Origin of the sequence: Bradyrhizobium sp. (genome assembly GCF_047605465.1) — a bacterium.
Classification (GTDB): domain Bacteria; phylum Pseudomonadota; class Alphaproteobacteria; order Rhizobiales; family Xanthobacteraceae; genus Bradyrhizobium.
This window is the reverse complement of the sequence record NZ_JASGFS010000001.1, coordinates 295,928-317,488: the sequence shown is the minus strand read 5'-3', so window position 1 is coordinate 317,488 and position 21,561 is coordinate 295,928. Positions and strand designations below refer to the sequence as shown.

Sequence of the window (21,561 nt, the reverse complement as noted above, 5' to 3'; positions counted from 1 at the left end):
AGGACTTGGTTGCCATCTACGGCAACGTTCGGGCCACGCACGGCATTTCGATGAGGGTCGAGGAGAACGAGATCGTCGCCCTGGTCGGCTCGAACGGTGCGGGCAAGAGCAGCACGCTCAAGGCCATCATGGGGCTGGTCAAGACCGCGTCCGGGGCAATTCGCTTCGGCGGCGAGGACATCGCCGGACGTCCGGCCTATTCCATGACCAAGCGGGGCCTCGCGCTTTCGCCCGAAGGCCGGCGGGTGTTCGCGGCGACCAGCGTGCACGAGAATCTGCTCGCCGGGGCGCACATTCTGAACAAGGCCGCCATCGGCGAGCGTCTGGAGCAGATCCTGGCGTATTTCCCGCGATTGCGCGAACGCATGAAGCAGGCTGCGGGCAGCCTGAGCGGCGGTGAACAGCAGATGCTTGCGATCGGTCGTGCGTTGATGTCGCGGCCTAGACTGCTCCTGCTCGATGAGCCGTCGCTTGGTCTCGCGCCGGTGATGGTGCAGCGGATCGGGGAATTGATCCGAGAGATCCAATCGAAAGAGCGACTAGCAGTCGTGCTCGCCGAGCAGAACGCCAACTGGGCCCTCAGACTCGCAGATCGCGGGATTGCCGTGGAGATAGGCCGCGTGAAGTTCGAGGGAACGTCCACTGAGTTGCGTGACAACGTCGAAATCAGACGCGCCTACCTCGGGGCCTGACGGACCCGGACCGGGATTGCGGACCAGCGCCGGCAAGAAGAAAAGGAGATATCATGCCTCAACTATCGAACAGCCTTCACGTCAGAGACGTCGCAAGCCTCGTCCATCCGCAGACCAATCTGCGCAAGCATGTCGAGATCGGTCCCAGGATTTTCACCCGCGGCGACGGCATCTACATCGAGGACGATTCAGGCAAGAGGTTCCTCGAGGGCGCGGCCGGCTTGTGGTGCGCATCGCTCGGCTTCGGAAACGAGCGCCTCGCGAAGGTCGCCTACGATCAGATGAAGGACATCGGTTATTACCACATCTATCGGCACGCCTCGCACGGCCCGGCGATCGAACTCGCGGAAAAGCTGCTGGAGATCGCGCCAGTGCCGATGTCGAAGGTGCTGTTCCAGTGCTCCGGCTCGGAGGCGAACGACACCGCGATCAAGCTCGTCTGGTACTACTGGAACGCGGTCGGAAAGCCGCAGAAGCGCAAGATCATCGCACGAATGGCGAGCTATCACGGATCGACATGCGCTTCGGTCAGCCTGACCGGCAAGCCGGATATGCATGCGGACTTCAATCTGCCGTTCCAGGGCTTCCTCCATACCGAGTTCCCCCATTACTACCGCCTTGCCAAGGACGGGGAGACCGAAGAGCAGTATTCGACGCGCATGGCAGCCGCATTGGAGGACCTGATCCAGAAGGAGGGACCGGAGACGATCGCCGCGTTCTGGGCCGAGCCGGTGATGGGGGCGGGAGGCGCCGTGCTGCCGCCGGCCGGCTACTTCAAGAAAATCCAGGCGGTCCTGAAGAAGTACGACATCCTGTTCGTGGCCGACGAGGTCATCTGCGGCTTCGGCCGGACCGGAAACGTCTGGGGGTCCCAGACCTTCGGCCTAGAGCCCGACATGATCTCCTGCGCGAAGGGCTTGTCGGCGGGTCTCGCACCGATTTCGGCCTTGCTGATCAACGAGCGGGTATTCCAGGCGATGCTTTCGGAGAGCGACAAGCAAGGCAGCTTTGCCCACGGTTACACCTACGCGGGTCATCCGGTGACGTCAGCGGTGGCGCTGGAGACGCTCAAGATCTACGAAGAGCTCGATATTGTCGGTCACGTGAAGCGGATGGAGAAGCCGTTCCTGGCCGGCCTGCACGGGCTGCGCGACCATCCGCTGATCGGCAGTGCCGAGGGCGTCGGCCTGATCGGCGGGATCGAGATCGTCCAGGACAAGAAGAGCCGTGCGGCCTTCCCGGCCGACAAGCAGATACCCAACAAGATCGACGCCAAGATCCGGGAAAATGGCGTCATCCTGCGATTGATCGGCAACCGCATTGCGTTCTCTCCGCCGCTGATCATCAATGAGAGCGAGATCGAAGAGATGTTTTCGCGGGTCAAGGCCGCGCTGGATGGATTCCGCTGATCGACCGTGGGAGCCGCAATCCAAGAGAAGCGACATCAGATGGCCCGGCCAAAGGTGAGCGGCAATCGTATCATCGATGACGGGCAGGGGGACCGGCGTCGCGGTCAACCCTGAGGCCAATCCCGTCCGGGGCGACAGGGCTGCAACACCGCAGAACGACGCCCGGCGTCTGTCGACACGCTCCGGGTGTGTCACGTCAACGGTGTCTTGGGCCTTTGGGCCCAGGACGTCGCCGGCTTTACGTTCTTGCGAATGATCGTGCAGACCGGCTCTCGTGTTCCTGCCGTGGTTTTGTTGAGTTGGACGTTCAGCCATACTCCGCCGTGTTTCCGTCGTCATGGCGGCCGTCCAGGTCTGGATGGATCCCCAAGCGCTTTGCTCCCAAAGAGGCCCTTCGAATGTTTTTTGACCCGCAGAAGAACGATCACGGTCTGCCCCGAGACCCGTTCAAGGCTTGTATCGTGCCGCGTCCGATCGGTTGGGTGAGCACAATCTCGGCGTCGGGTGTCGAGAATCTCGCGCCCTACAGCTTCTTCAATGCGGTCGCGGAGTTTCCGCGGATGGTGATGGTTTGTGTCAATGCCAATCACGCGGATGGACGGCAAAAAGATACGGTCGTGAACGTTCGGCAGGTTCCTGAGTTCGTGGTGAATCTCGCGACCTGGTCGCAGCGCGAGGCGATGAACCTCTCCTGCGCGCCAGTGGCCAGTGAAGTCGATGAGTTCGATCTAGCCTCTCTGGAGAAACTGCCGTCGAGATTGGTAAGGCCGTCGCGCGTCGCGAAGGCCGGCATCGGGCTCGAGTGCAGACTTCATCAGATCATCGACCTGCCAACCACCCCGTCGGGCGAGCCTAATGCGATGATGATCGGAAATGTCGTCGGCATTCACATCGACGATGAGATCATGACCGACGGTCGGATCGACATGAAGAAGTTGAAGCCGATCGCGCGCCTGGGATACTCGGAATATGCGGTCGTAGGTGCGGACAACATCTTCGCGATGCGCCGGCCGAACGAATAGGACCGGCGGCTGCGGAGGCGAGACTTTTTAATCGAATGAGAGGTGTTCAGCCAACTTGTTGGCTCGTCTAAGGCATTGAATTTACTTGATAGATTGTCTTTTTGGCTCACCCTGCCGTGGGCATCGATGCGTCCGATGCGCGATGGTCGTTCCGGCAAACCGGCTGTTCGTTCCTCAAGCCGCTTCTTCGCGCCTCACATGCGATGGTGCTTCGAGGCTCTCTCGCAGACGGACGTCATCCCATTTTCGGGATTGGCCGCCCGGGCGGCTGTTTGCAAATAAGCTAGTTAGATTGGCGTATTCATTCTTTACGCCTTGTATCGCGGTCTTCTCCGTACAAGTCTACGCGCGCTGGCGCCATGAGACTTGGCTGCCGGCTCGACGGTGAGGATGAGACGTTAAATTATGCGCACGCAAGTCGGAATTATCGGTGCCGGGCCCGCCGGACTTTTCCTGTCGCACCTGCTGCATCGTGCCGGAATCGAATGTGTCGTGCTCGAGGGCCAGAGCCGTTCCTATGTCGAGGGTCGCGTGCGCGCCGGCGTGCTTGAGCCCGGGACGATCGAGACGCTCGAAATGCTCGGACTCGACGCGCGGATGCGGCGCGAAGGCATGGTCGACGAAGGCCTCGACATTCGGTTTCGCGGCAAGAACATCCATCTCGATCTCCCCGGCCTGACCGGCCGGCGCGTGATGATTTACGGCCAGCAGGAGGTGGTCAAGGACCTGATCGGGGCGCGACTCGACGCGTCGCAGCCGCTGCTGTTCGAAGCCAAGGTGTCGCGTCTGTCGGATCTCGAGAGCGACCGGCCCAAAATCCACCTCAACCATGACGGCCGTGACCAGGTGCTGGAATGCGACTACATCGCAGGCTGCGACGGTTTTCATGGCGTGAGCCGGCAAGCACCGCCCCCCGGCCACATCACCAATTTCGAACGCGTCTACGGTTTCGCGTGGCTCGGCGTACTGTCGCGGTCGAGGCCGCTCAGCGACATGACCTATTCGAACAGCGATCGCGGCTTCGCGCTCTGCAGCCGGCGTTCGAACGCGATATCGCGCCTGTACCTGCAGGTCGAGGCGAGCGACGATCACGCATCCTGGTCGGACGACCGCTTCTGGGATGAACTGCACGCGCGCATGTTCGACGAGGGGCGTACCGAGATCGTCGAGGGCGAGATCTTCCAGCGCGACATCGCGCGGCTACGTTCGTTCGTCGCGTCTCCGATGCAGTACGGCAGGCTGTTTCTCGCGGGTGATGCGGTCCACATCACCCCGCCCGCGGGCGCCAAGGGCCTCAATCTGGCGGTCGCCGACGTCCGCGTCATGGCGAATGCCCTGATCGAGTTCTACCGGACCGGCAACAAGGAACGGCTGAATGGCTATTCCGAGAAGTGTCTCGACCGGGTGTGGAAGACCGTCAGGTTCTCGACCATGCTCACCGGTCTGCTGCACAAGTTTCCCGAGCACTCCGCCTTCGAGCGCAATCTCCAGCTTACCGAACTGGAATACATCCTCGGGTCTCGCGCGGCGCAGACCACCATCGCAGAACAATATGTCGGCACGCCGCTGAACCTGTCCTGACCGGGCGTCAGAGCTGCCCGATGGCCCTGATATTGGCCATCAGCAACTGTGCGGCCAATGACGGGCTGCTCGCCTGGCGTTGCAACATCCCGATCGGCCGGCTGGTTTCCGGCAGCGTCAGGGGAAGCACGACCAGCGCTTTGGCGGCGATGTCCTCGTGGAAGAGGTGTGCCGAAACGGCGGTCAGCATGTTGCTGCCGACCAGAATGCCGCGGGTGATGGCAAGATCCGCCGTCTCGACCACCACGCGGGTCTCGCCGAGCCCGTGGCTTCTCAAGGCATTTTCGAGCAGCTCGCGGGTGGGAGCGCCGTGGGGTGGCAGTACCCAATCGGCCGATGCGAGATCCGCGAATGTCAGCCTCCGCTTGCGGGCCAGCGGATGCGAACTGCCTGCGACGACCGACAGGACATCCTCAGTCACCACGTCGCGCGCCAGGCCAATCGTGTGCTCCGGAGGACGCAGGGCGCCGAGCATGAAATCGATGTCGCCCGCGCGCAGCCTGGATGCCAGATGCTCGAAGGTTCCTTCGACGGTGGCCACCGTCAGATTGGGATAGTTGCGGGTCAACTGGATGATCGCCTTCGGAAGCAGCCGGGTACGGCCCAGCGACAGCGACCCGACGATCACCCTGCCTGCGATGGCGCCGCGGAGCGACTGGATTTCGACTTCGCCGGCCCGGATTTCGGCCAGCGCGCGCCGGATGTGCATGCCGAGCAGGGCGCCCAATGGCGATGGCTGCATCCCGCCAGCTCCCCGCATGAACAGCTTGACGCCGACACTCGCCTCGATCTCGCGCAGTGATTGGCTGGCGGCCGGCTGGGAAATCCCGAGGCTGTCTGCCACCGCGCCCATATGATGCTGTTCGACCAGTTCGGCGAAGACGAGCAGGCGCTGACGGCTGATTAACAGGGAGAAGATCGGAGCCTTCTCGATCAGGCTCGCCGGCAGCTGGGCGTTGCGGAAGGCGGATCGCGCGGTCTCCATCTCGGCGAAGGCGCGTTCGACACGGGCGAGCAGCGCGCGCCCGAATTCGGTGAGCAGCATGCCCTGCGACCGGCGCTCGAACAGTTGGACGCCGACATCGGCCTCCAGCTCCTTGATCGAACGCGTGACGGCCGATTGCGCGCGGCGAACCAGGCGGCTCGACTTGATCACGCTTCCGGAGTGAGCCACCGCCACGAAAGCACGAAGGTTTCTGATATTCAGCAAATCCGCACCGGTTTCTCCGAGGGTCGCCATACCGCGGCATAACGAATTTAGATAGGATCTCGGAAGATTTGCTCCTAGGCAGTACGGGAGGGCAAGCTAATTTTACGCCATCGACCAACCGTGCCCACGCACTACGAGCCCGAGGCTGATAACCCGATGACATCGCCGTCGCCTTACGAAATGCCGCCCTACGTCATCGACCGCGTCATGAAGAAGCGTGGCCGCCTGCGCGTCTTCGAGCGGTTTGAGCCGCGCGAAACCGCGCTGGTGGTCATCGATATGCAGAAATTCTACGTCTCTGATGTTCCGCCCGCAGTTGCCATCGTGCCCAATATCAACAAGCTTGCTGCGACGTTTCGGGCGCGGGGTGGACATGTTGCTTGGATCAGTATGACGGCCGGAGAGAGCGGCAAGAGCCTTTGGCCGATCTACCACGATTATTTCTTCACCAAGGAGAACGCCGCCCGGCACCGCGACAATCTGACCGCTGGGGCCGATGGGCACCTGATCTATCCGACCCTCGACGTCCAGCCGACCGACATCATGGCCACGAAGTCCCGCTTCAGCGCCTTCATCCCGTCCCGTTCGGACCTGCCGGAGAAGCTGACGGCAGCGGGAATCACCAACGTCGTGATCGTCGGCATGCTGACCAACATGTGCTGCGAGACCTCGGCGCGCGACGCCATGATGCTGGATTTCCGCGTGGTCATGGTGAGCGACGCCAACGCGGCTCGCTTCATCGAGGACCACAACATCGGGTTCTCGACGGTGTTTCAGAGCTTCGGCGATGTCTTGACGACCGACGAGGTGATCGACGATCTCGTCGTGGCGACCTAGGGCGGCACCGCTCAATCGACTTCTGGACGACAGCGAAAGGGAAGAGACATGGCGACGATTATCGGAGGCATTGGCGCTTCCCACGTGCCGACGATCGGCGTCGCCTATGACAAGAACAAGCAGGAAAATCCCGCCTGGGCTCCGCTGTTCAAGGGCTTCGAGCCGGCATTCAACTGGCTCCAGGAGAAGAAGCCCGACGTTCTGGTGTTCTTCTACAACGATCATCTGAATGCGTTCTTCTACGACCTTTACCCGACCTTCGCGCTCGGCGTGGCGCCGAGCTATGACGTCGCCGACGAAGGCGCCGGCCGTCGTCCGCTGCCGACGCTGCCCGGGCACCCCGGGCTGGCGCGGCACATCGCCGAAAGCGTCATCAATGACGAGTTCGACATTTCCGTGTTCCAGGACCGTCCGCTCGACCACGGCGTGTTCTCGCCGCTGCCGCTGCTGTGGCCGCACAAGGACGGCTGGCCGGGCGCGGTCATCCCGATCGAAGTCAATGTCGTTCAATACCCGCTGCCGACGGCGATGCGTTGTTATCGCCTCGGTCAGGCGCTCCGCCGCGCGATCGAATCCTATCCCGAAGACCTGACGGTCGCCGTGGTCGGCACCGGTGGTCTCTCGCATCAGATCCACGGCGAGCGGACCGGCTACAACGACACCGAGTGGGATATGCGGTTCATCGACCTGATCGAAAAGGATCCGATGACGCTCGCCAAGATGAAGCATGTCGACTACATCCGCCTCGGCGGCGCCGAAAGCGTCGAGGTCATCATGTGGCTGGCGATGCGTGGTGCGCTCAGCGATGACATCAAGAAGGTGCACCAGAACTACTATCTGGCGACCACGACCGCGATGACGGTGCTGGTCTTCGAGGAGAACGACCAGGCGCCGAAGAAGGTCGAGAGTGTCTCGCAGAACCCGCAGCTGGTCGGTGTCGAGGATATCGCGGGCACATACGCCTTCGACATCAAGACCGGAACGAAGTGCATTCGCCTCAACCGTTTCTTCTGGAACATGCGGACGCCGGTCAGCCGCGCGGAGTTCGAGCGCGACGAGGCGGCCGCGTGCCGCAACGCGGGTCTGACCGATCAGGAGACCGCGCTCGTGCGTGACCGCAACTGGCTCGGGCTGATCCAGTATGGCGCGAACTTCTTCGTCCTCGAGAAATTCGCGCGGCTCGTGGGTGAGACCAACCTGGAGGTCTATGCGTCGATGCGCGGAGAGACCTTCGACGAGTTTCTTGCAACGCGTCAGGTGCCGGACGCTCGCTGATTTTCCCGCGCTCTTTTCCTGTCTCCCCGGAGTTACGCAATGACATTTCGACCGACCTCAATGTCCGCCATGCTGAAGCGTGTCGCTGCCGTCGCGACGATCACCTCGATGCTCTCGGGCGTGGCGGAGGCGGCGAGCGGCAAGCTCACCATCGGGCTGGTGCTGCCGATGTCCGGCGCCTTCGCGGATCAGGGGCAGTATTATGAAAACGGCGTCAAGCTCTATCAGAAGCTGCACGGGACGACGGTTGCCGGATTGACGGTCGAAACGGTCTTGCGGGACGATCAGGGGCCGGGCTCGGGCGATCTGGCGCGGCGGCTGACCCAGGAGCTGATCGTCCGCAACAAGGCCGACGTGATCCTCGGCTACAGCTTCACGCCGAATGCGATGTCTGCGGCGACTCTGCTGACGGAGGCCAAGAAGCCGGCGGTCATCGTCAACGCGGCGACCTCGATCATCACCGAGAAGTCGCCTTACTTCGTCCGCGTCTCCTTTACGCTGCCGCAGCTTGCCGCGACGCTCGGCACCTGGGCCGCCAAGAACAACATCAAGACGGCCTATACGATCGTCTCCGACTACGCGCCGGGCATTGACGCCGAAACCTGGTTCAAGAAGAGCTTCGAGGCCGGCGGCGGCAAGGTGATCGGGGACGCGCGAACCCCGGTGGCGGCGATGGAGTACTCGCCCTTCCTGCAGCGCGCCATGGAAGCCAAGCCCGACGCGGTGTTCGCGTTCAATCCCGGTGGGGATGTCTCGGTCGCCTTCATGAAGGCGGCCAGGGAGCGCGGCCTCGTCAAGTCCGGCATCAAGCTGCTGGTGACGGGGGACGTCGTCGACGACTACATGCTGGCTGCGATGGGCGATGCGGTCGAGGGTGTGATCTCGTCGCTGCACTATCAGGTCGAGCTGGACAACAAGGCCAATGCGGAGTTCCTGAAGGGCTACCGGGAGATGTTCGGCGCCAACGCGGTCCCGAGCGTCCGCACGGTGCAGGCTTACGACGCGATGGCGCTGATCTACAAGGCGGTCGAGAAGACCAACGGCAATCTCGACGGCGATGTGCTGATGGCGGCCCTGAAGGGCACGAAGCTCGAAAGCCCGCGCGGGCCCCTGGAGATCGATCCGGCCACGCGCGATGTCATCGAGAACATCTACATCCGCAAGGGCGAGTTGAAAGATGGCGGCTGGCATAACATCGCGTTCGATACGATCGAGGCGGTCAAGGACCCTGCGAAATAGTCGATGAGCGGGATTGCCTCAGTCGTCGCCGACGGTGTTGCCTATGGCATGCTTCTGCTGCTGTTCTCGGTCGGGCTGTCGGTGACATTGGGGTTGATGCGCTTCATCAATCTCGCCCACGGCGCCTTTGCGATGTGCGGCGGCTACGTTGCGACGACATTGCTGCAATCGGCGCAACTGCCGTTTCTGCTGATCTTGCCGGCGGCATTCCTGGTCACGGCGCTGGTGGGCGTGCTGATCGAGCGATCGGTGATCCGCCATGTCTATGCGATGCCGGCGCTCCAGCAGGTGCTGTTCTCCATCGGTCTCGCCTTCGCCGCGAGTGCGGTCGCCACCATCATCTTCGGCCCGCAGCAGCAGGCCGTGCTGCTGCCGGACTGGCTCGGCGGCCAGATCGATATCTTCGGCATTCATTTCGCCAGCTATCGGCTGTTCCTGGTCGTCGCAGGGCTCGTCACGGCGGCATGCCTGATGTTGCTGTTCAATCGCACCCTGTTTGGCGCCAAAATCCGTGCCTCCGTCGATAATCGCCGGACCGCAGAAGGCATCGGCATCAATGTCGATCGGCTGTTCGCGCTGACATTCGGCCTCGGCGCCGGGCTGGCCGGTCTTGGCGGAGCGTTGTCGGTCGGGTTCCTTGGCCTCGATCCGACATTTCCCTTCAAGTACCTCACCATCCTCCTGATGGTGGTGGCAATCGGCGGACCAGGCTCGATCGGCGGCTCGGTGGTCGCCGCGCTTTTCCTCGGCGTCGTCGATGCCCTGTTCAAATACTATCTGCCTGCGGTCGGATCGTTCGTGGTGTATGGCCTGCTGGTCCTCACCATGATCTTCCTGCCCAGGGGACTCGCCGGGCGGGCATCGTGAAGGGGATCTCGAATATCGGTCCCGGTGTTCCGCTCCTGCTCGCCGCCCTTGCGAGCTACCTCCTGTTTCCGGATTATCTCCTGCTGCTCAGCAGCCTTTTCGTGCTGGCGATATTCGCGCTGGCATACGATCTGCTGCAGGGGCATGCCGGCATCGTTTCGCTCGGGCATGCGGCATTCTTCGGTCTCGGCGCCTATACGGCTGCGATCCTCGGACGCGCCGGTATCACGGAGCCGGTCGCGGGTCTTGCCGGTGCGATGCTGGTCAGCGCGGCGGCCGCATTCTGCGTGACGCCCATCGTCGTGCGCGGCAATGATTTTACGCGGTTGCTGGTGACGCTCGGGATGGGCTTCCTGCTGTATGAGGCCGCCAACAGCGCGCGCTGGCTCACGGGCGGCGCCGACGGCTTCCCCGATTTCACGATAGGTCCGGTCCTCGGCGTGTTTGCATTCGACTTTCTCGGCAAGACGGCTTTCTTCTACGCGCTGTGTGTTCTGGTCATCGTCTTCGTCTTCCTCAAACGGGTCACGGAATCGCCGTTCGGCCTGGCGCTGAAGGGCATTCGCGAGAACAGCCGCCGCATGCCGGCCATCGGAGCGTCGGTGGGGCGTCACCTTGCGCTGGCCTATACGATGTCGGGAGCGATCGCCGGGCTTGCCGGGGCGGTGCTGGCGCAGACCAGCCATTTCGCCTCGCTGGACATGCTCGGCTTCGATCGCTCCGCCGAGGTCATGATGATGACCACCATCGGAGGCTCCGGCAGCATTCCCGGCGTCGTGATGGGGGCGGCGGCCTTTGGCTTCATGAAGGATTACCTGTCGACGGTCAGTCCGAAGTACTGGCACCTCGGAATCGGTATCGTGCTGATGCTGTCGGTCTTCGTGATTCCCAACGGCATTGCAGGACTTGCCGCCGGCCTGCGCCGTCGTCTCGGGCGATCGTCATGACCGCGATCGAAACCCGCGATCTCAGCATTCGCTTCGGCCATTTCGCGGCGGTCTCCGACGTCTCGCTCACCGTGGCCGCCGGCTCGCGGCATGCGCTGATCGGTCCCAATGGCGCCGGAAAGACCACGCTGGTCCATGCGCTCACCGGCGGCATCATGGCTTCGTCCGGAATGGTCCTGATCGGCGGGGACGACGTCACGGGGCTGCGGGAGGCCGCGCGGGTGCGGCGGGGACTGTCGCGGACCTATCAGATCAACCAGCTCTTCCGCGGCCTGAGCGTGCTCGACAACGTCGCGTTGGCCGTGCTCGAGCGCAAGCAATCGACCCGGGTGTTCTGGCGCCGCGCCGCCCACGACAAGGCGACGATCGAGGAAGCCCGCGAGCATCTGGCCTTCGTCAACCTCATCGCGCATGCGGACAGGCCGGTTCATGAATTGCCCTATGGTCTTCAGCGGCTGCTCGAAATCGCAGTGGCACTTGCGGCAAAGCCGCGGATCCTGGTGCTCGACGAGCCGGCCGCGGGTGTTCCCGCCGCGCAGAGCGAGGCGATCTTCGAGCGCATCCATGCATTGCCGCGCGATCTCACGCTGCTGTTTGTCGAGCACGACATGAATCTCGTCTTCCGCTTTGCCGAGCGGATCACGGTGCTGGTCGAAGGCCGGATCATCACGGAAGGCACGCCGGCGGAGATTTCTGGCAATCCCCGGGTGCGCGAGGTCTATCTCGGACGCAGGGGGGCCCATGTCCCTGCTTGAGATCGAAGGGCTGACGGCCGGCTATGGCGAGGCCGTTGTGCTCGAAGAGATGAACCTGTCGGTGTCGGAGGGCGAATGCCTCGCCGTGCTCGGCAGGAACGGCGTCGGCAAGAGCACCTTGATGCTTGCGATCATGGCGCACGCGGCGCGCTTTGCCGGCAGGCTGCGCTGGGATGGCCGCGATTTCAGCACGCTCAGCACCAGCCAGCGGGTTGCCCTCGGGCTCGGCTGGGTACCGCAGGAGCGTGAGATCTTCCCGTCGCTGACGGTGGAGGAAAACCTGCTGGTCGCGCATCGGCGCTCCGGCCGGTTCGACCTCGACGGTGTCTACGGGTTGTTTCCGAGGCTGAAGCAGCGCCGGCGCAACATGGGCGACAAGCTGTCCGGCGGCGAACAGCAGATGCTGGCAATCGGGCGCACGCTGATGACGAGCCCGCGTCTCTTGCTGCTGGACGAGCCGTTCGAGGGGCTGGCGCCGGTCATCGTCGAGGAGCTGGAGGACACGTTGATGCGGTTGCGGCGTGACAGCGGCTTCGCCATGATCATGGTCGAGCAGCGCGCGGAGGATGTGTTGCGCCTCAGTGATCGCGCGATCGTCCTGGATCGCGGCAAGATCGTGCTTGAAGGACGGTCCGCGCAATTGCTCGCCGATTTCGAGCAGGTTCATCGCTGGCTGTCGGTCTAGGCCGGTGCCGTCCCGAACGTTCCGCCAAGTGTCGCCGTGGAGTGTCTTATGACCAACGAGAACCTGATGTCCGGCACCATGGCTGAGATGACGGCCACGGCCGTCGCGGCTGCGGCGCGTCGCAAGGCCGCGGTGCTGCTGCCGGTCGGCGTCATGGAAGCGCATGGGCCGCATCTGCCGATCGGGACTGATGCCTTCATCGCGCTGCAGCTCTGCCGGGCGACGCAGAAATACGCGGCCGCAGGCGGCACGGAGACGGTGATTGCGCCGCCTTATTATTGGGGCATCAACGGCGTGCTCGGCGAATTCGTCGGAAGCTTTCGCATTCGGGCCGAGACGGCCGCCGCACTGCTCACGGACGTCATCGACTCCCTCGTGGCGAACGGATTTCCCGAGGTTCTCGTCGTCAGCCATCATGGCGACCGTGCCCATAACGACATGATCCTGGACGTGCTGCAGAAGGCACATCAGCGCGGCCAGGCCGGTGCGCGCTGGCTCTATGCGCCAACCCGGTGGAACATGATCAAACGCCTCGGCCAGACCGGCGAGGAGCCGATCTGGGTACGCTGGGATCACACGGCCGCACTCGACGACTTCAAGGTCACGGGGGTGTTCGGCGTTCACGCCGACGAATACGAGACGGCTGCGATCGTCCGCCACTATCCGGAAACCGTGGACTTCGAGGCCCTGCGCGGCCTGGAGCCGACCAAGCTCACCGTCGATGACCTCGTGGACTGGCGGCTGGGAGGCGAGGCGGCCCGGCGATTGACGCCAAACGGTTATTTCGGTGCGCCGAATCCGATCGATCCGGATCTCTGGCGCTTCTACGACGAGACGGCCAAGATCATGGCCGCCGCGATCACCCGGTAAGGGACGGATTGGGCGTCAGCGATCTGCCGCGACCCGGCCCCCGAGGCAGCCAGCTATCGTCCTGCGACGCCTTGAGATCTTCGAGACCCGTCCGGACGAAATTTTGTGCGTGCGAAGCCGCATGCGCTGTGCGAAAATTACCGCTCTGGTCGTTTCGTCTAGTTGAGGCAAACAGCTGAAACCCGCCCAAGAAAGTGGCGGGGGGACCTGGGCATGCAGTTCCGTCATCTGCGCTACTTCGTCAAGGTTGTCGAAGCGGGCAGTTTTTCGCGCGCCGCTACGGCGATCCATGTCGCGCAACCCGCACTCAGCCAGCAGGTCGGGGAACTCGAAGAACGGCTCGGCTTCACGTTGCTGGAGCGCAGCTCGCGCGGCGTCCGCCCCACTGCCGCCGGCGAGATCGTGTTTCGTGAAGCATCCGAAATCCTCCACCAGCTCGAGCAGCTTCCCGGCCTCGTCCGGTCGACCAGCGGCGATGTGGAAGGAATCGTCAATTTCGGGATTACGGTGGCTCTCGCTGGGGGCATTGCGGGCTCCGCCGTCGCGGCGTGCAAGCAGGCCCTGCCGAAGGTGACGCTGAAATTCTCCGACGCCGACAGCGATGTCCTTCAGGACCGAATCGAGGCGCAAACGCTCGACATGGCCCTGGTGTTCGAAGACGATTTCGTGCCGAATTTCTCGCGGTATCCCATCTTCCGGCAGCGTCTTTACCTGGTCCGGCGCGAGCCTCTCGCGGGATGCGAGCGCGTGGTTTCGCTCGAACAGGTCGCGAAGCTGCCGCTCGTGCTGCCGCCGCTTCCGAAGCACCGGCGTATCGTCATCGATCGCGCCTTCGCGGCGGCAGGATTGACGCCGAATGTCGTCGCCGAAACCGATGCTGCGCTCAGCGAACTTTCCGCGGTGCGGTCCGGGGTCGGAAGCTCGATCTTCAACGCCGGGACGTTCGAGAACGTCTATCCGGGCGCATTCGCCGAACCGCTGCTCATCGAGCCGCCGATCTCGCTGACGTGCTCACTCGTGTCCTCGAGCGACTTCCCGCTGACGCATGCAGGCGAAGCCGTGAAGGACGTGCTGATCCGCTTCGTGAAGGACCAGATTGCCCGGAATACGCGGCCTGGCGCGGAACTGATCTCATGATGCAGTATCGCCATTTGCATTACTTCATCAGCGTGGTCGAGGCCGGCAGCTTTTCGCGCGCCGCATCCACGATCCACATCGCGCAGCCCGCGCTCAGCCAGCAGATTGCGCAACTCGAAGAGCAGCTCGGCGTGAGCCTGCTTCTGCGCAGTGCGCGCGGCGTTCGCCCGACCGCTGCAGGTGAGGTGCTGTATCGCGAGGCGTCGTCGATCCTGAAACGCCTGGAGCAGCTTCCCGGCATCCTGCGGTCCGGCACCGGCGCCGCGGAAGGCCTCGTCCGGCTCGGGATGTCGTCGACCATCATGAAGACAGCACCCGTCGCCTTCATCGAGCAATGCAAGGCATCCCTGCCGAATGTCGCGCTCCGGATGGCGGTTTCCGATAGCCCGACGGTCAAGCGGAGGGTAATTGCGCATGAGCTCGATCTTGGTCTGGTGCTGGAGGACGACCTTGCGCCGACGTTCTCGCGTCAGCCGTTGTACAGGCAACGGCTGTTTCTGATCCGCTCTGACGGGACCTCGAAAGGCAAGCCGGTGAAGCTCAACGATGTTGCATCGTTGCCGCTGGTTCTGCCGCCTTCCCCGAACATCACGCGGACCGCGCTCGATCGTGCGCTTGTCGCGGCAAAGCTCTCGGCAGATATCGTGATGGAAGCTGACATCATCGCAGACGTCATCGCGGCTGTGCGCGCGGGGGTAGGCGCCTCGGTCCTGCCGAAGGGCGATCTTTCCGACATGTCGGGCGACGATCTCGGCGATCCGGAGATGATCGAACCCCCGATCTATCTCACTTGTTCGATGATTTCGTCGGGCAACTTTCCTCTCGCCAATGCGGCCGAGGCGGTGCGCGAGCGCTACATTCAGTTTATCGAGACCACTTTGCGAGAGACACAGGCGCCCGGCGTCGAATGGATCGACGCAAGGCGCGGCAAATCGTGAGAGATCGTCGCGGGAAGTGGCCGAAGCTGATGTTCGCGACAGCAGCTTTCCTGGCCTGGACTATCCCGATTTTCTCCGGCGCACGGCATCAGTGCGCCGGTTCGGCCTGTACGAAATAAGGCTTCGACTTCAGCCGCAGCATGACGATCGGATAGGCCATGACCAGGCCGCCGATCACGAAAGCCGCAATTGCGCTGGAGACGCCGACCTTACCGCTCTCGAGCGCCGTGCGGTAACTTGCGAATCCGACGGGCAGGAAGAGCAGAACGGCCGTGACGACGCCCGGCGAGAAGCGGCCTCTGAGACGGATCACAGGCACGATGTGAAACAACACGGCATTGATCAGCATCAGGCCGGCATAGGCGAGGGGTGCGATGGGCAGCGTCTCGGCCAGCATCGCCTGGGCAATTCCGAGTGCGACGACAATGCAGTTCGTCACGTAGAAATCGTTCCACTCCACGGGAAGCGCGAGCGCGTTGCGCGCCCAGTTGCGCCAGTCGAACATATACTCCTCCAGAATGTGGATTGCGTATGAGGCCATTCCGAGCCAGGCCAGTGTCGTGAGGTTCATTGGTTTCTCCAATATGAATCTGGTGATGAAATCCGCGGAAGCGCCACGGGCAGATGTCGCGGTGACGGCGACATCTGCCCGAAGGTACTAGCCGCCGCCGTGCTCATTGGCGAACTCGATGCCGGACTGCGTTTCGGCGATCGCCTGGCTGACCATCTCCATGGCCTTCACGCGATGGCCGCCCTTGTTGGAGGTTGCCTGCCGCAATTCGCTGAGCGCCTGATAGAGCGAGGCCAGCGCGCGCTCCATATTGCCCTGATAGGCGTCGGCGGACTCCGTCGTCGCACCGACGAGGCCGATGGCCGCAACGCCGGTGGCTGCAGCGGTCGCAAAGCCGCGACGCGTGATCTTTGAATCAAACATGATGTTTTCCTTTCGTATGTGAGAACTGAAATGCAGCAGCTTCAATCCGGTCAGCCTTGAATGCCGGCCGTTCTGCGCGCCGCTTCAATCGACGAAAGGCATGCGTGGTGCAAATACGGTTTCAGTATGCGGATATAGCGAATGCCGATAGGCGAAGTCGGTGAGGCCAGAGGCAGTCGCCGGCCGAATGCCGACTCTGGCCGGATTCTCCGCCCAGTCTTGAGGATTGTGGACCGAGACAAGGGCTCGTCGATCGATAACGGACACGTGAAAGACCGACTTCGACAGCGCTCGGGCCGGCAATGACATGGGCCGCACCGCCATCATTCGTATACTAACAACACCTTGGCAGATCGCGATAATTTCCGATGAATCCGGGCGGATACCCGCCGTTCAGCCAGGGCCAAATCCGTCGGGCCATAGCCGGACCCGATAGCTCTATATCGAAGCCATATTTGTTTTCGATGCCCATCGGGCTCATTGCTCCGCCGCGTTCACCGGCGGCCCACATCGGACCGCCCTTCGCTCCGAGAGTGCTTTTCGATGTCCAACCTGATCTATCGTGTCGTCGCTGCCTGTGGGGCACTGGGTTACGGGTATCCCAAGGAGTCGCTGCAGGCGGCCCTGAAGGGGCGCGTCGACGCCATTATCTGCGATGGCGGTTCGATGGATGCGGGACCCTATTATCTCGGGACCGGCACCGAATATTTCGAGCGGGAGGCGGTCAAGGCCGACTACCGGCACATGGTGGCGGCGGGCAAGCAGATCGGCTGCCCCGTCATTCTCGGCAGCAGCGGCATGGCCGGCGGCAACCGCAATCTCGACTGGATGATCGCGGTCGCCAAGGAAGTGTTCGCGGAGCTGAACGTTGAAGGCGCCAAGGTCGCCGTCATCAGGTCCGAGCTCGATCCGGAGATCGTTATCCAGGAATTCCGCAACGGCGCGCTGCGCCCGACTGGCCTCGGCCCGGACCTCAACGAGCAGTCCTTGCGCGAGAGCGTCATCGTCGGACAGATGGGAATTCATCCCCTCATCACGGCGATCGAGGCCGGAGCGCAATATGTGCTGGCCGGCCGCGCCTGCGACGTCGCTTTGTTCGCGTCCGACATGATCCGACGCGGCATCGACGCCGGACTGGCCTACCATGTCGGGCACGTGCTCGAATGCGGTGCGCTGGCCTGCGATCCTGGTTCGCCGTCCGACTGCCTGGTCGCCGAAATCTACGATGACGGCAGTGCATCGTTCAGCGCGCCGAACCTCTCGCGGCGCTGCACGGCCTATTCGATTGCGGCTCACTCGCTCTACGAGGAGAGCCATCCGCAGCTCCAGTTCTATCCCGAAGGCATTCTGACCCTGGAGAAGACCCAGTTCTTCTCAAAGGACAGCAGAACCGCAGGGATTCGCGGCAGCCAGTTCGTTCGGTCCGGCAAGCCCTGGCCGTGGAGCATCAAGCTTGAGGGAGCCCGCCATCTGGGCGCCCGCAAGGTGTCCCTGATCTATATCGATGCGGCCGCGCTTCCGAAGATCCCCGCCGACGTGCTGGTTTACGGCCGCAATGGTGTGCAGGCCAATCCGGTGGAGTCATCCGGGCGCGAGCTCGGCATCATCATCGAGACCGCCGCAGCGACGCAACAGGCCGCCACCCTGCTGGCGAGCCTGCTCACGCACTATCTCATTCACTATGGCTATGCCGGCCGCAAGGCGACCGCCGGGAATATCGCCTACCCGCTGTCTCCGAACTTGATCAATTTCAAGCGCGAGGACGGCCAGTTCGGTGCCATCGTCCCGAGCGGGACCCGTGATCCCGTGTTCTTCGCGAACTATCCGCGCATCAAGGAGGCCGTGATCGGGCTCATCGCGGAGGAGTTTCCCGACGCGCTCGCGAACGCACGGTTCACCATCACCGAGGCCGATGCATCGAAACCCGCCATCCTGCTGCGCAGCGTCGGCCACGACCCGGTCGAACTCGCGTCCCGGCATCAGCGTGAGATCGAGCGGATCACCAATGTCGCGACACCCAAGACGAGTTCACGGCTGAATCTGAACGCGCCCGACGCCTATGTCTGGTCGCTCTATCATCTGCTGCAGAACGAGGACGTCATCAAGAACACGATGTTCCCGATCACCTACTACCGCGCCAGCGGCGCCGAATGGACGGAGGAGGGCCATGCGAGACCGGGCTATTTCGACATCGGCGAGACCGGCTATCGCGGCAATATCGACGATCGCACGTTGTCGGTGATCGCGGATCATGCGCCGACCGGGGTTCCTGTCGGAACGCAGCGGCTCATCGACATGGCCGTGGTCATTCGCAGCAAGGATGCGGGAATCAACCGATTGACGTTCGACGTAATTTTCGCGTCGGCCGAAAGCTACGAGGCCGCGCTTCACTCCAACCTATTCGCGCGCGAGCAGATCGCGAAGATCCTGAATGTCCCGCTCGAACGGGTGGTGGGCACGTTCTTCGTCGATACCTGCAATGCCATCAAGATTTCCATCGACCGGCCGAACATCTCGGCCTCGATGGACGAACGGGATGTGTTCGGGGCCCAGCAGCAGTCCGCTATTGAGCATCTGAGCATCCCGATCTACGCGGCCGCCCTGGGCAGGGCGTCTTCGTTCTAGAACCGCCCAATCGTCCGATCTTTCGTAAAGCCACACATGATGGGGTGCCGCATTCGCGCGGCAGCTCACCATCGGCCATTCTCGACGACCATCATAGTTGACAGAAAAGGAGACCTTCCATGTTCAAGACCTGCTTCAGTGCCGCGGCTGTGACCGCGGTTGTCCTCGCGGCGGCACTCACCGCCACACAGCCCGCGGAAGCGCGGGACGGCTGTGGAGCAAATCGCTACCGCGGGCCGGGCGGCGCATGCCATGTGTTCGGCACAGGCCCTTACCCGGGCGGATTCTACGGACCGCGCATGGCGTCGAACGGATGCCCTCCCGGCTACTGGCACGGTCCGTGGGGCCATTGCCGCGACACGCCGTATCACGGCCGTCTTCCGGATGGCAGCTGGAAGTAAGCAGCGTGCCTCCTCGCCGCGCGATCGGTCTTCCCATCGCGCGGCTCGCGGCTTCACGCATGATCCATGCATCAGAACCGAACCGAGAATCCGATGTCTAATCGATTGGGTATCTACACGAGAAGCGACAGCCTGGCGTCGCACATCCTCCCGGTATCGGGAACGATGATCGGCGTGTGTGCGACCCTGATCGGATTGGTCAAGCTCGCCGAGGCCAGGCACGGCACGTCGCATGTCGATGAATATGCGGCGATCGCCGCCGTGACGTTTCTCGCCAGCGCGCTGACATCCTATCTCTCGATCCGCTGGTCCAGTCGCGCCAAGCTCAGCGTCTGGATCGAACAGATCGCCGACATGATTTTCCTTTGCGGCCTGGTCGGGATCACCCTGGTCGCGACCCTCTTTGCATATGAAGTGATCTGAAGTCGCGAGGCTTGCGGGTTTGGTCGCGCACGAGACATACGCCCAGTACGCAACCTAAGAATGTTTTAGTCCTAGTTCAAACGTCATTGGAGACTGATAATGCTGCCGAAATTGGCCAGAGTTCTCACCATTGCGCTGGCGGTCGCTGCCATCGGGACCAGCGCGTTCGCCCAGGGTACGATGCAGCAGCAGAATGCGTGCCGTCCGGACGTCTTCAGGCTGTGCGGCAGCCGGATCCCGAATGTCGAGGCGATCGTCGCGTGCCTTCGGGACAACGCGGCGAGCCTGAGCGAGCCGTGCCACGAGGTGATCTTTCCCGGCACTGCCGACCAGGGCAGCTACGAACAGGCAGCGCGGGTTCGTGCCGGCGAGATACGCTGAATTCGCCATCGACCGCGGCTCGCGATGATGTGCCGCGCCGGTCTTCTTGCATCGATTTGATCAACCGAGAGGCTGTTATGAGAATCCAGAGGAAATTCCGGGCTGCCACACCGAGGCTGGCCCGCTGGTTCGGTGCTCTCTTTTGTGTGGCGGCGCTGTCGCTGCCGGCTGCGACGGCGCAGGCGCAGACGGCGTTCTACGAAGCGTCGGCCCGCGAGCTCGCAGGGCCGCCCGGTAGCCTGATCCGCTCCGAGCCGATGCTGTTCGCACCCGCGGGCGCGCAAGCCTATCGTGTGCTTTATCGCTCGGTCGGCATGCACGGAGAGCCGATCGCCGTGTCAGGCATCATCGTAGTGCCGCCCGGCCCCGTGCCCGCCGCGGGCCGGCCGATCGTGGCCTGGGCACATCCGACCACCGGCGTAGTGCCGCATTGCGCCCCGTCGCTCGCGATCTTCGCATTCCAGCAGATGGCCGGGCTGCGCCAACTCGTGGAGCAGGGCGCTGTCGTTGCGGCGACCGACTATCCCGGCCTCGGGACGGCCGGCCCCCACCCTTATCTCGTCGGAGACAGCGAAGCGCGGGCGGTGATCGACTCGGTGCGGGCCGCACGTGCTCTGCCCGGCGTCGGCGAAGGCAACAGCTTCGCCGTGTGGGGGCATTCGCAGGGCGGCCAGGCGTCCCTCTACACCGGGCTGATCGCCAAGACCTATGCTCCTGAGCTGCGCCTGGTCGGTGTTGCCGCGGCCGCGCCGGCGACGTCGCTGGTGACGCTGATGGGCGACGACTTCAAGACGTCGGGCGGCAAGAACCTGACGGCGATGACCCTGTGGTCCTGGTCGCGCGTGTATGGAGCGCCGATCGACAAGGTCGTGCTGCCGCAGGCAATGCCGACCGTCGACCGACTCTCGACCGAGTGCATCGAGTCGATCTTCGACATCATGGAGCGGCGCCAGACCGAAAAGCCGCTCGAACAGACGTTTCTCTCGGTTCCCAGCATAGCAACTGTCGAACCATGGCGCTCGCTTGCCATCCGCAACACGCCTGGCACTCTCTCGCCGCAGATTCCGCTGTTTCTCGCACAGGGCACCACCGACAACATCGTTCGTCCCGAGGTGACACGCGCGTACATGCAGCGGCAGTGCGAGGCGGGGGGCAAGGTCGCCATGACCTGGGTTCCCGGCGTCGGGCATGGCTTCGTCGCGCGTGACAGCGCGAATGCGGCGGTGAGCTGGATGATGGACCGCTTCGCGGGCCGCTCCGCACCCAGCGATTGCGGCAAGCCTGCGCCGGCGATCGCTCCGGCCGAAGCTGCGGCCCAATAGGAGCGTCCGCC

General features: G+C 63.1%; 22 protein-coding genes. 19 read left to right on the top strand and 3 right to left on the bottom strand.

Translation table 11 applies throughout. From position 1 onward, the window contains the following. The first annotated feature begins 5 nt into the window (after nt 1–5). The 4 genes from QM712_RS01555 to QM712_RS01540 all read left to right on the top strand — a co-directional run bounded on the left by QM712_RS01555 (nt 6) and on the right by QM712_RS01540 (nt 4,704). Nucleotides 6–692: an ABC transporter ATP-binding protein gene (locus tag QM712_RS01555; protein WP_415021256.1), complete on the top strand. Its 687-nt coding sequence runs from the start codon at nt 6–8 to the stop codon at nt 690–692. A gap of 53 nt (nt 693–745) precedes the next feature. Beyond that, on the top strand, nt 746–2,101 hold the full coding sequence (locus QM712_RS01550; protein WP_415021255.1) for an aminotransferase: 1,356 nt from the start codon (nt 746–748) through the stop codon (nt 2,099–2,101). Between the two features lie 398 nt (nt 2,102–2,499). After that, nucleotides 2,500–3,123, top strand: coding sequence for a flavin reductase family protein (locus QM712_RS01545; protein WP_415021254.1), 624 nt, complete (start codon nt 2,500–2,502; stop codon nt 3,121–3,123). Between the two features lie 405 nt (nt 3,124–3,528). Next, entirely contained in the window at nt 3,529–4,704 is a 1,176-nt protein-coding gene (locus QM712_RS01540; RefSeq protein WP_415021253.1) for a 4-hydroxybenzoate 3-monooxygenase, read from the top strand. A 7-nt stretch (nt 4,705–4,711) separates the two neighbouring features. On the opposite strand, the gene QM712_RS01535 is transcribed toward QM712_RS01540, so the two are convergent. Then, nucleotides 4,712–5,944 (bottom strand): LysR family transcriptional regulator, encoded by a 1,233-nt coding sequence (locus tag QM712_RS01535; protein ID WP_415021252.1) that lies wholly within the window; start codon nt 5,942–5,944, stop codon nt 4,712–4,714. A gap of 126 nt (nt 5,945–6,070) precedes the next feature. Here QM712_RS01535 and QM712_RS01530 point away from each other — a divergent pair, with 126 nt between their 5' ends. From QM712_RS01530 to QM712_RS01485, 10 genes are all read left to right on the top strand, one after another. Next, nucleotides 6,071–6,751, top strand: coding sequence for an isochorismatase family protein (locus QM712_RS01530; RefSeq protein ID WP_415021251.1), 681 nt, complete (start codon nt 6,071–6,073; stop codon nt 6,749–6,751). 48 nt (nt 6,752–6,799) lie between these two features. Then, the gene (locus QM712_RS01525; protein ID WP_415021250.1) at nt 6,800–8,026 is read left to right on the top strand and encodes a gallate dioxygenase; all 1,227 of its coding nucleotides are present in this window, start codon (nt 6,800–6,802) and stop codon (nt 8,024–8,026) included. A gap of 39 nt (nt 8,027–8,065) precedes the next feature. Then, nucleotides 8,066–9,265 (top strand): ABC transporter substrate-binding protein, encoded by a 1,200-nt coding sequence (locus QM712_RS01520; RefSeq protein WP_415021249.1) that lies wholly within the window; start codon nt 8,066–8,068, stop codon nt 9,263–9,265. A gap of 3 nt (nt 9,266–9,268) precedes the next feature. After that, complete coding sequence (locus QM712_RS01515; RefSeq protein ID WP_415021248.1) at nt 9,269–10,132, top strand: branched-chain amino acid ABC transporter permease; 864 nt, start codon at nt 9,269–9,271, stop codon at nt 10,130–10,132. Then, complete coding sequence (locus QM712_RS01510; protein ID WP_415021247.1) at nt 10,129–11,079, top strand: branched-chain amino acid ABC transporter permease; 951 nt, start codon at nt 10,129–10,131, stop codon at nt 11,077–11,079. Before QM712_RS01515 ends, QM712_RS01510 begins: the two co-directional genes overlap by 4 nt. Next, nucleotides 11,076–11,834 (top strand): ABC transporter ATP-binding protein, encoded by a 759-nt coding sequence (locus QM712_RS01505; RefSeq protein ID WP_415021246.1) that lies wholly within the window; start codon nt 11,076–11,078, stop codon nt 11,832–11,834. Before QM712_RS01510 ends, QM712_RS01505 begins: the two co-directional genes overlap by 4 nt. Next, entirely contained in the window at nt 11,821–12,519 is a 699-nt protein-coding gene (locus QM712_RS01500; protein ID WP_415021245.1) for an ABC transporter ATP-binding protein, read from the top strand. The genes QM712_RS01505 and QM712_RS01500 overlap by 14 nt, the downstream gene beginning before the upstream one ends. A gap of 48 nt (nt 12,520–12,567) precedes the next feature. Further along, the gene (locus tag QM712_RS01495; RefSeq protein WP_415021244.1) at nt 12,568–13,389 is read left to right on the top strand and encodes a creatininase family protein; all 822 of its coding nucleotides are present in this window, start codon (nt 12,568–12,570) and stop codon (nt 13,387–13,389) included. 213 nt (nt 13,390–13,602) lie between these two features. Further along, entirely contained in the window at nt 13,603–14,526 is a 924-nt protein-coding gene (locus tag QM712_RS01490; RefSeq protein ID WP_415021243.1) for a LysR substrate-binding domain-containing protein, read from the top strand. Beyond that, on the top strand, nt 14,523–15,464 hold the full coding sequence (locus QM712_RS01485) for a LysR substrate-binding domain-containing protein (RefSeq protein WP_415021242.1): 942 nt from the start codon (nt 14,523–14,525) through the stop codon (nt 15,462–15,464). The genes QM712_RS01490 and QM712_RS01485 overlap by 4 nt, the downstream gene beginning before the upstream one ends. An 88-nt stretch (nt 15,465–15,552) precedes the next feature. Here the strand turns inward: QM712_RS01485 and QM712_RS01480 are convergent, their stop codons facing one another. Continuing rightward, on the bottom strand, nt 15,553–16,035 hold the full coding sequence (locus QM712_RS01480) for an HXXEE domain-containing protein (RefSeq protein WP_415021241.1): 483 nt from the start codon (nt 16,033–16,035) through the stop codon (nt 15,553–15,555). An 87-nt stretch (nt 16,036–16,122) separates the two neighbouring features. After that, entirely contained in the window at nt 16,123–16,398 is a 276-nt protein-coding gene (locus QM712_RS01475; RefSeq protein WP_415021240.1) for a hypothetical protein, read from the bottom strand. 543 nt (nt 16,399–16,941) lie between these two features. On the opposite strand from QM712_RS01475, the gene QM712_RS01470 reads away from it, so the two are divergent. From QM712_RS01470 to QM712_RS01450, 5 genes are all read left to right on the top strand, one after another. Beyond that, the gene (locus QM712_RS01470) at nt 16,942–19,023 is read left to right on the top strand and encodes a DUF4387 family protein (RefSeq protein WP_415021239.1); all 2,082 of its coding nucleotides are present in this window, start codon (nt 16,942–16,944) and stop codon (nt 19,021–19,023) included. Between the two features lie 119 nt (nt 19,024–19,142). Then, nucleotides 19,143–19,424, top strand: a complete 282-nt coding sequence (locus tag QM712_RS01465) for a hypothetical protein (protein WP_415021238.1) — start codon at nt 19,143–19,145, stop codon at nt 19,422–19,424. A 93-nt stretch (nt 19,425–19,517) separates the two neighbouring features. Beyond that, nucleotides 19,518–19,847 (top strand): hypothetical protein, encoded by a 330-nt coding sequence (locus QM712_RS01460; RefSeq protein ID WP_415021237.1) that lies wholly within the window; start codon nt 19,518–19,520, stop codon nt 19,845–19,847. Between the two features lie 99 nt (nt 19,848–19,946). Beyond that, the gene (locus tag QM712_RS01455; protein ID WP_415021236.1) at nt 19,947–20,228 is read left to right on the top strand and encodes a hypothetical protein; all 282 of its coding nucleotides are present in this window, start codon (nt 19,947–19,949) and stop codon (nt 20,226–20,228) included. Nucleotides 20,229–20,305: 77 nt separating this feature from the next. Continuing rightward, nucleotides 20,306–21,550, top strand: a complete 1,245-nt coding sequence (locus QM712_RS01450) for an alpha/beta fold hydrolase (RefSeq protein ID WP_415021235.1) — start codon at nt 20,306–20,308, stop codon at nt 21,548–21,550. Nucleotides 21,551–21,561 lie beyond the last annotated feature (11 nt).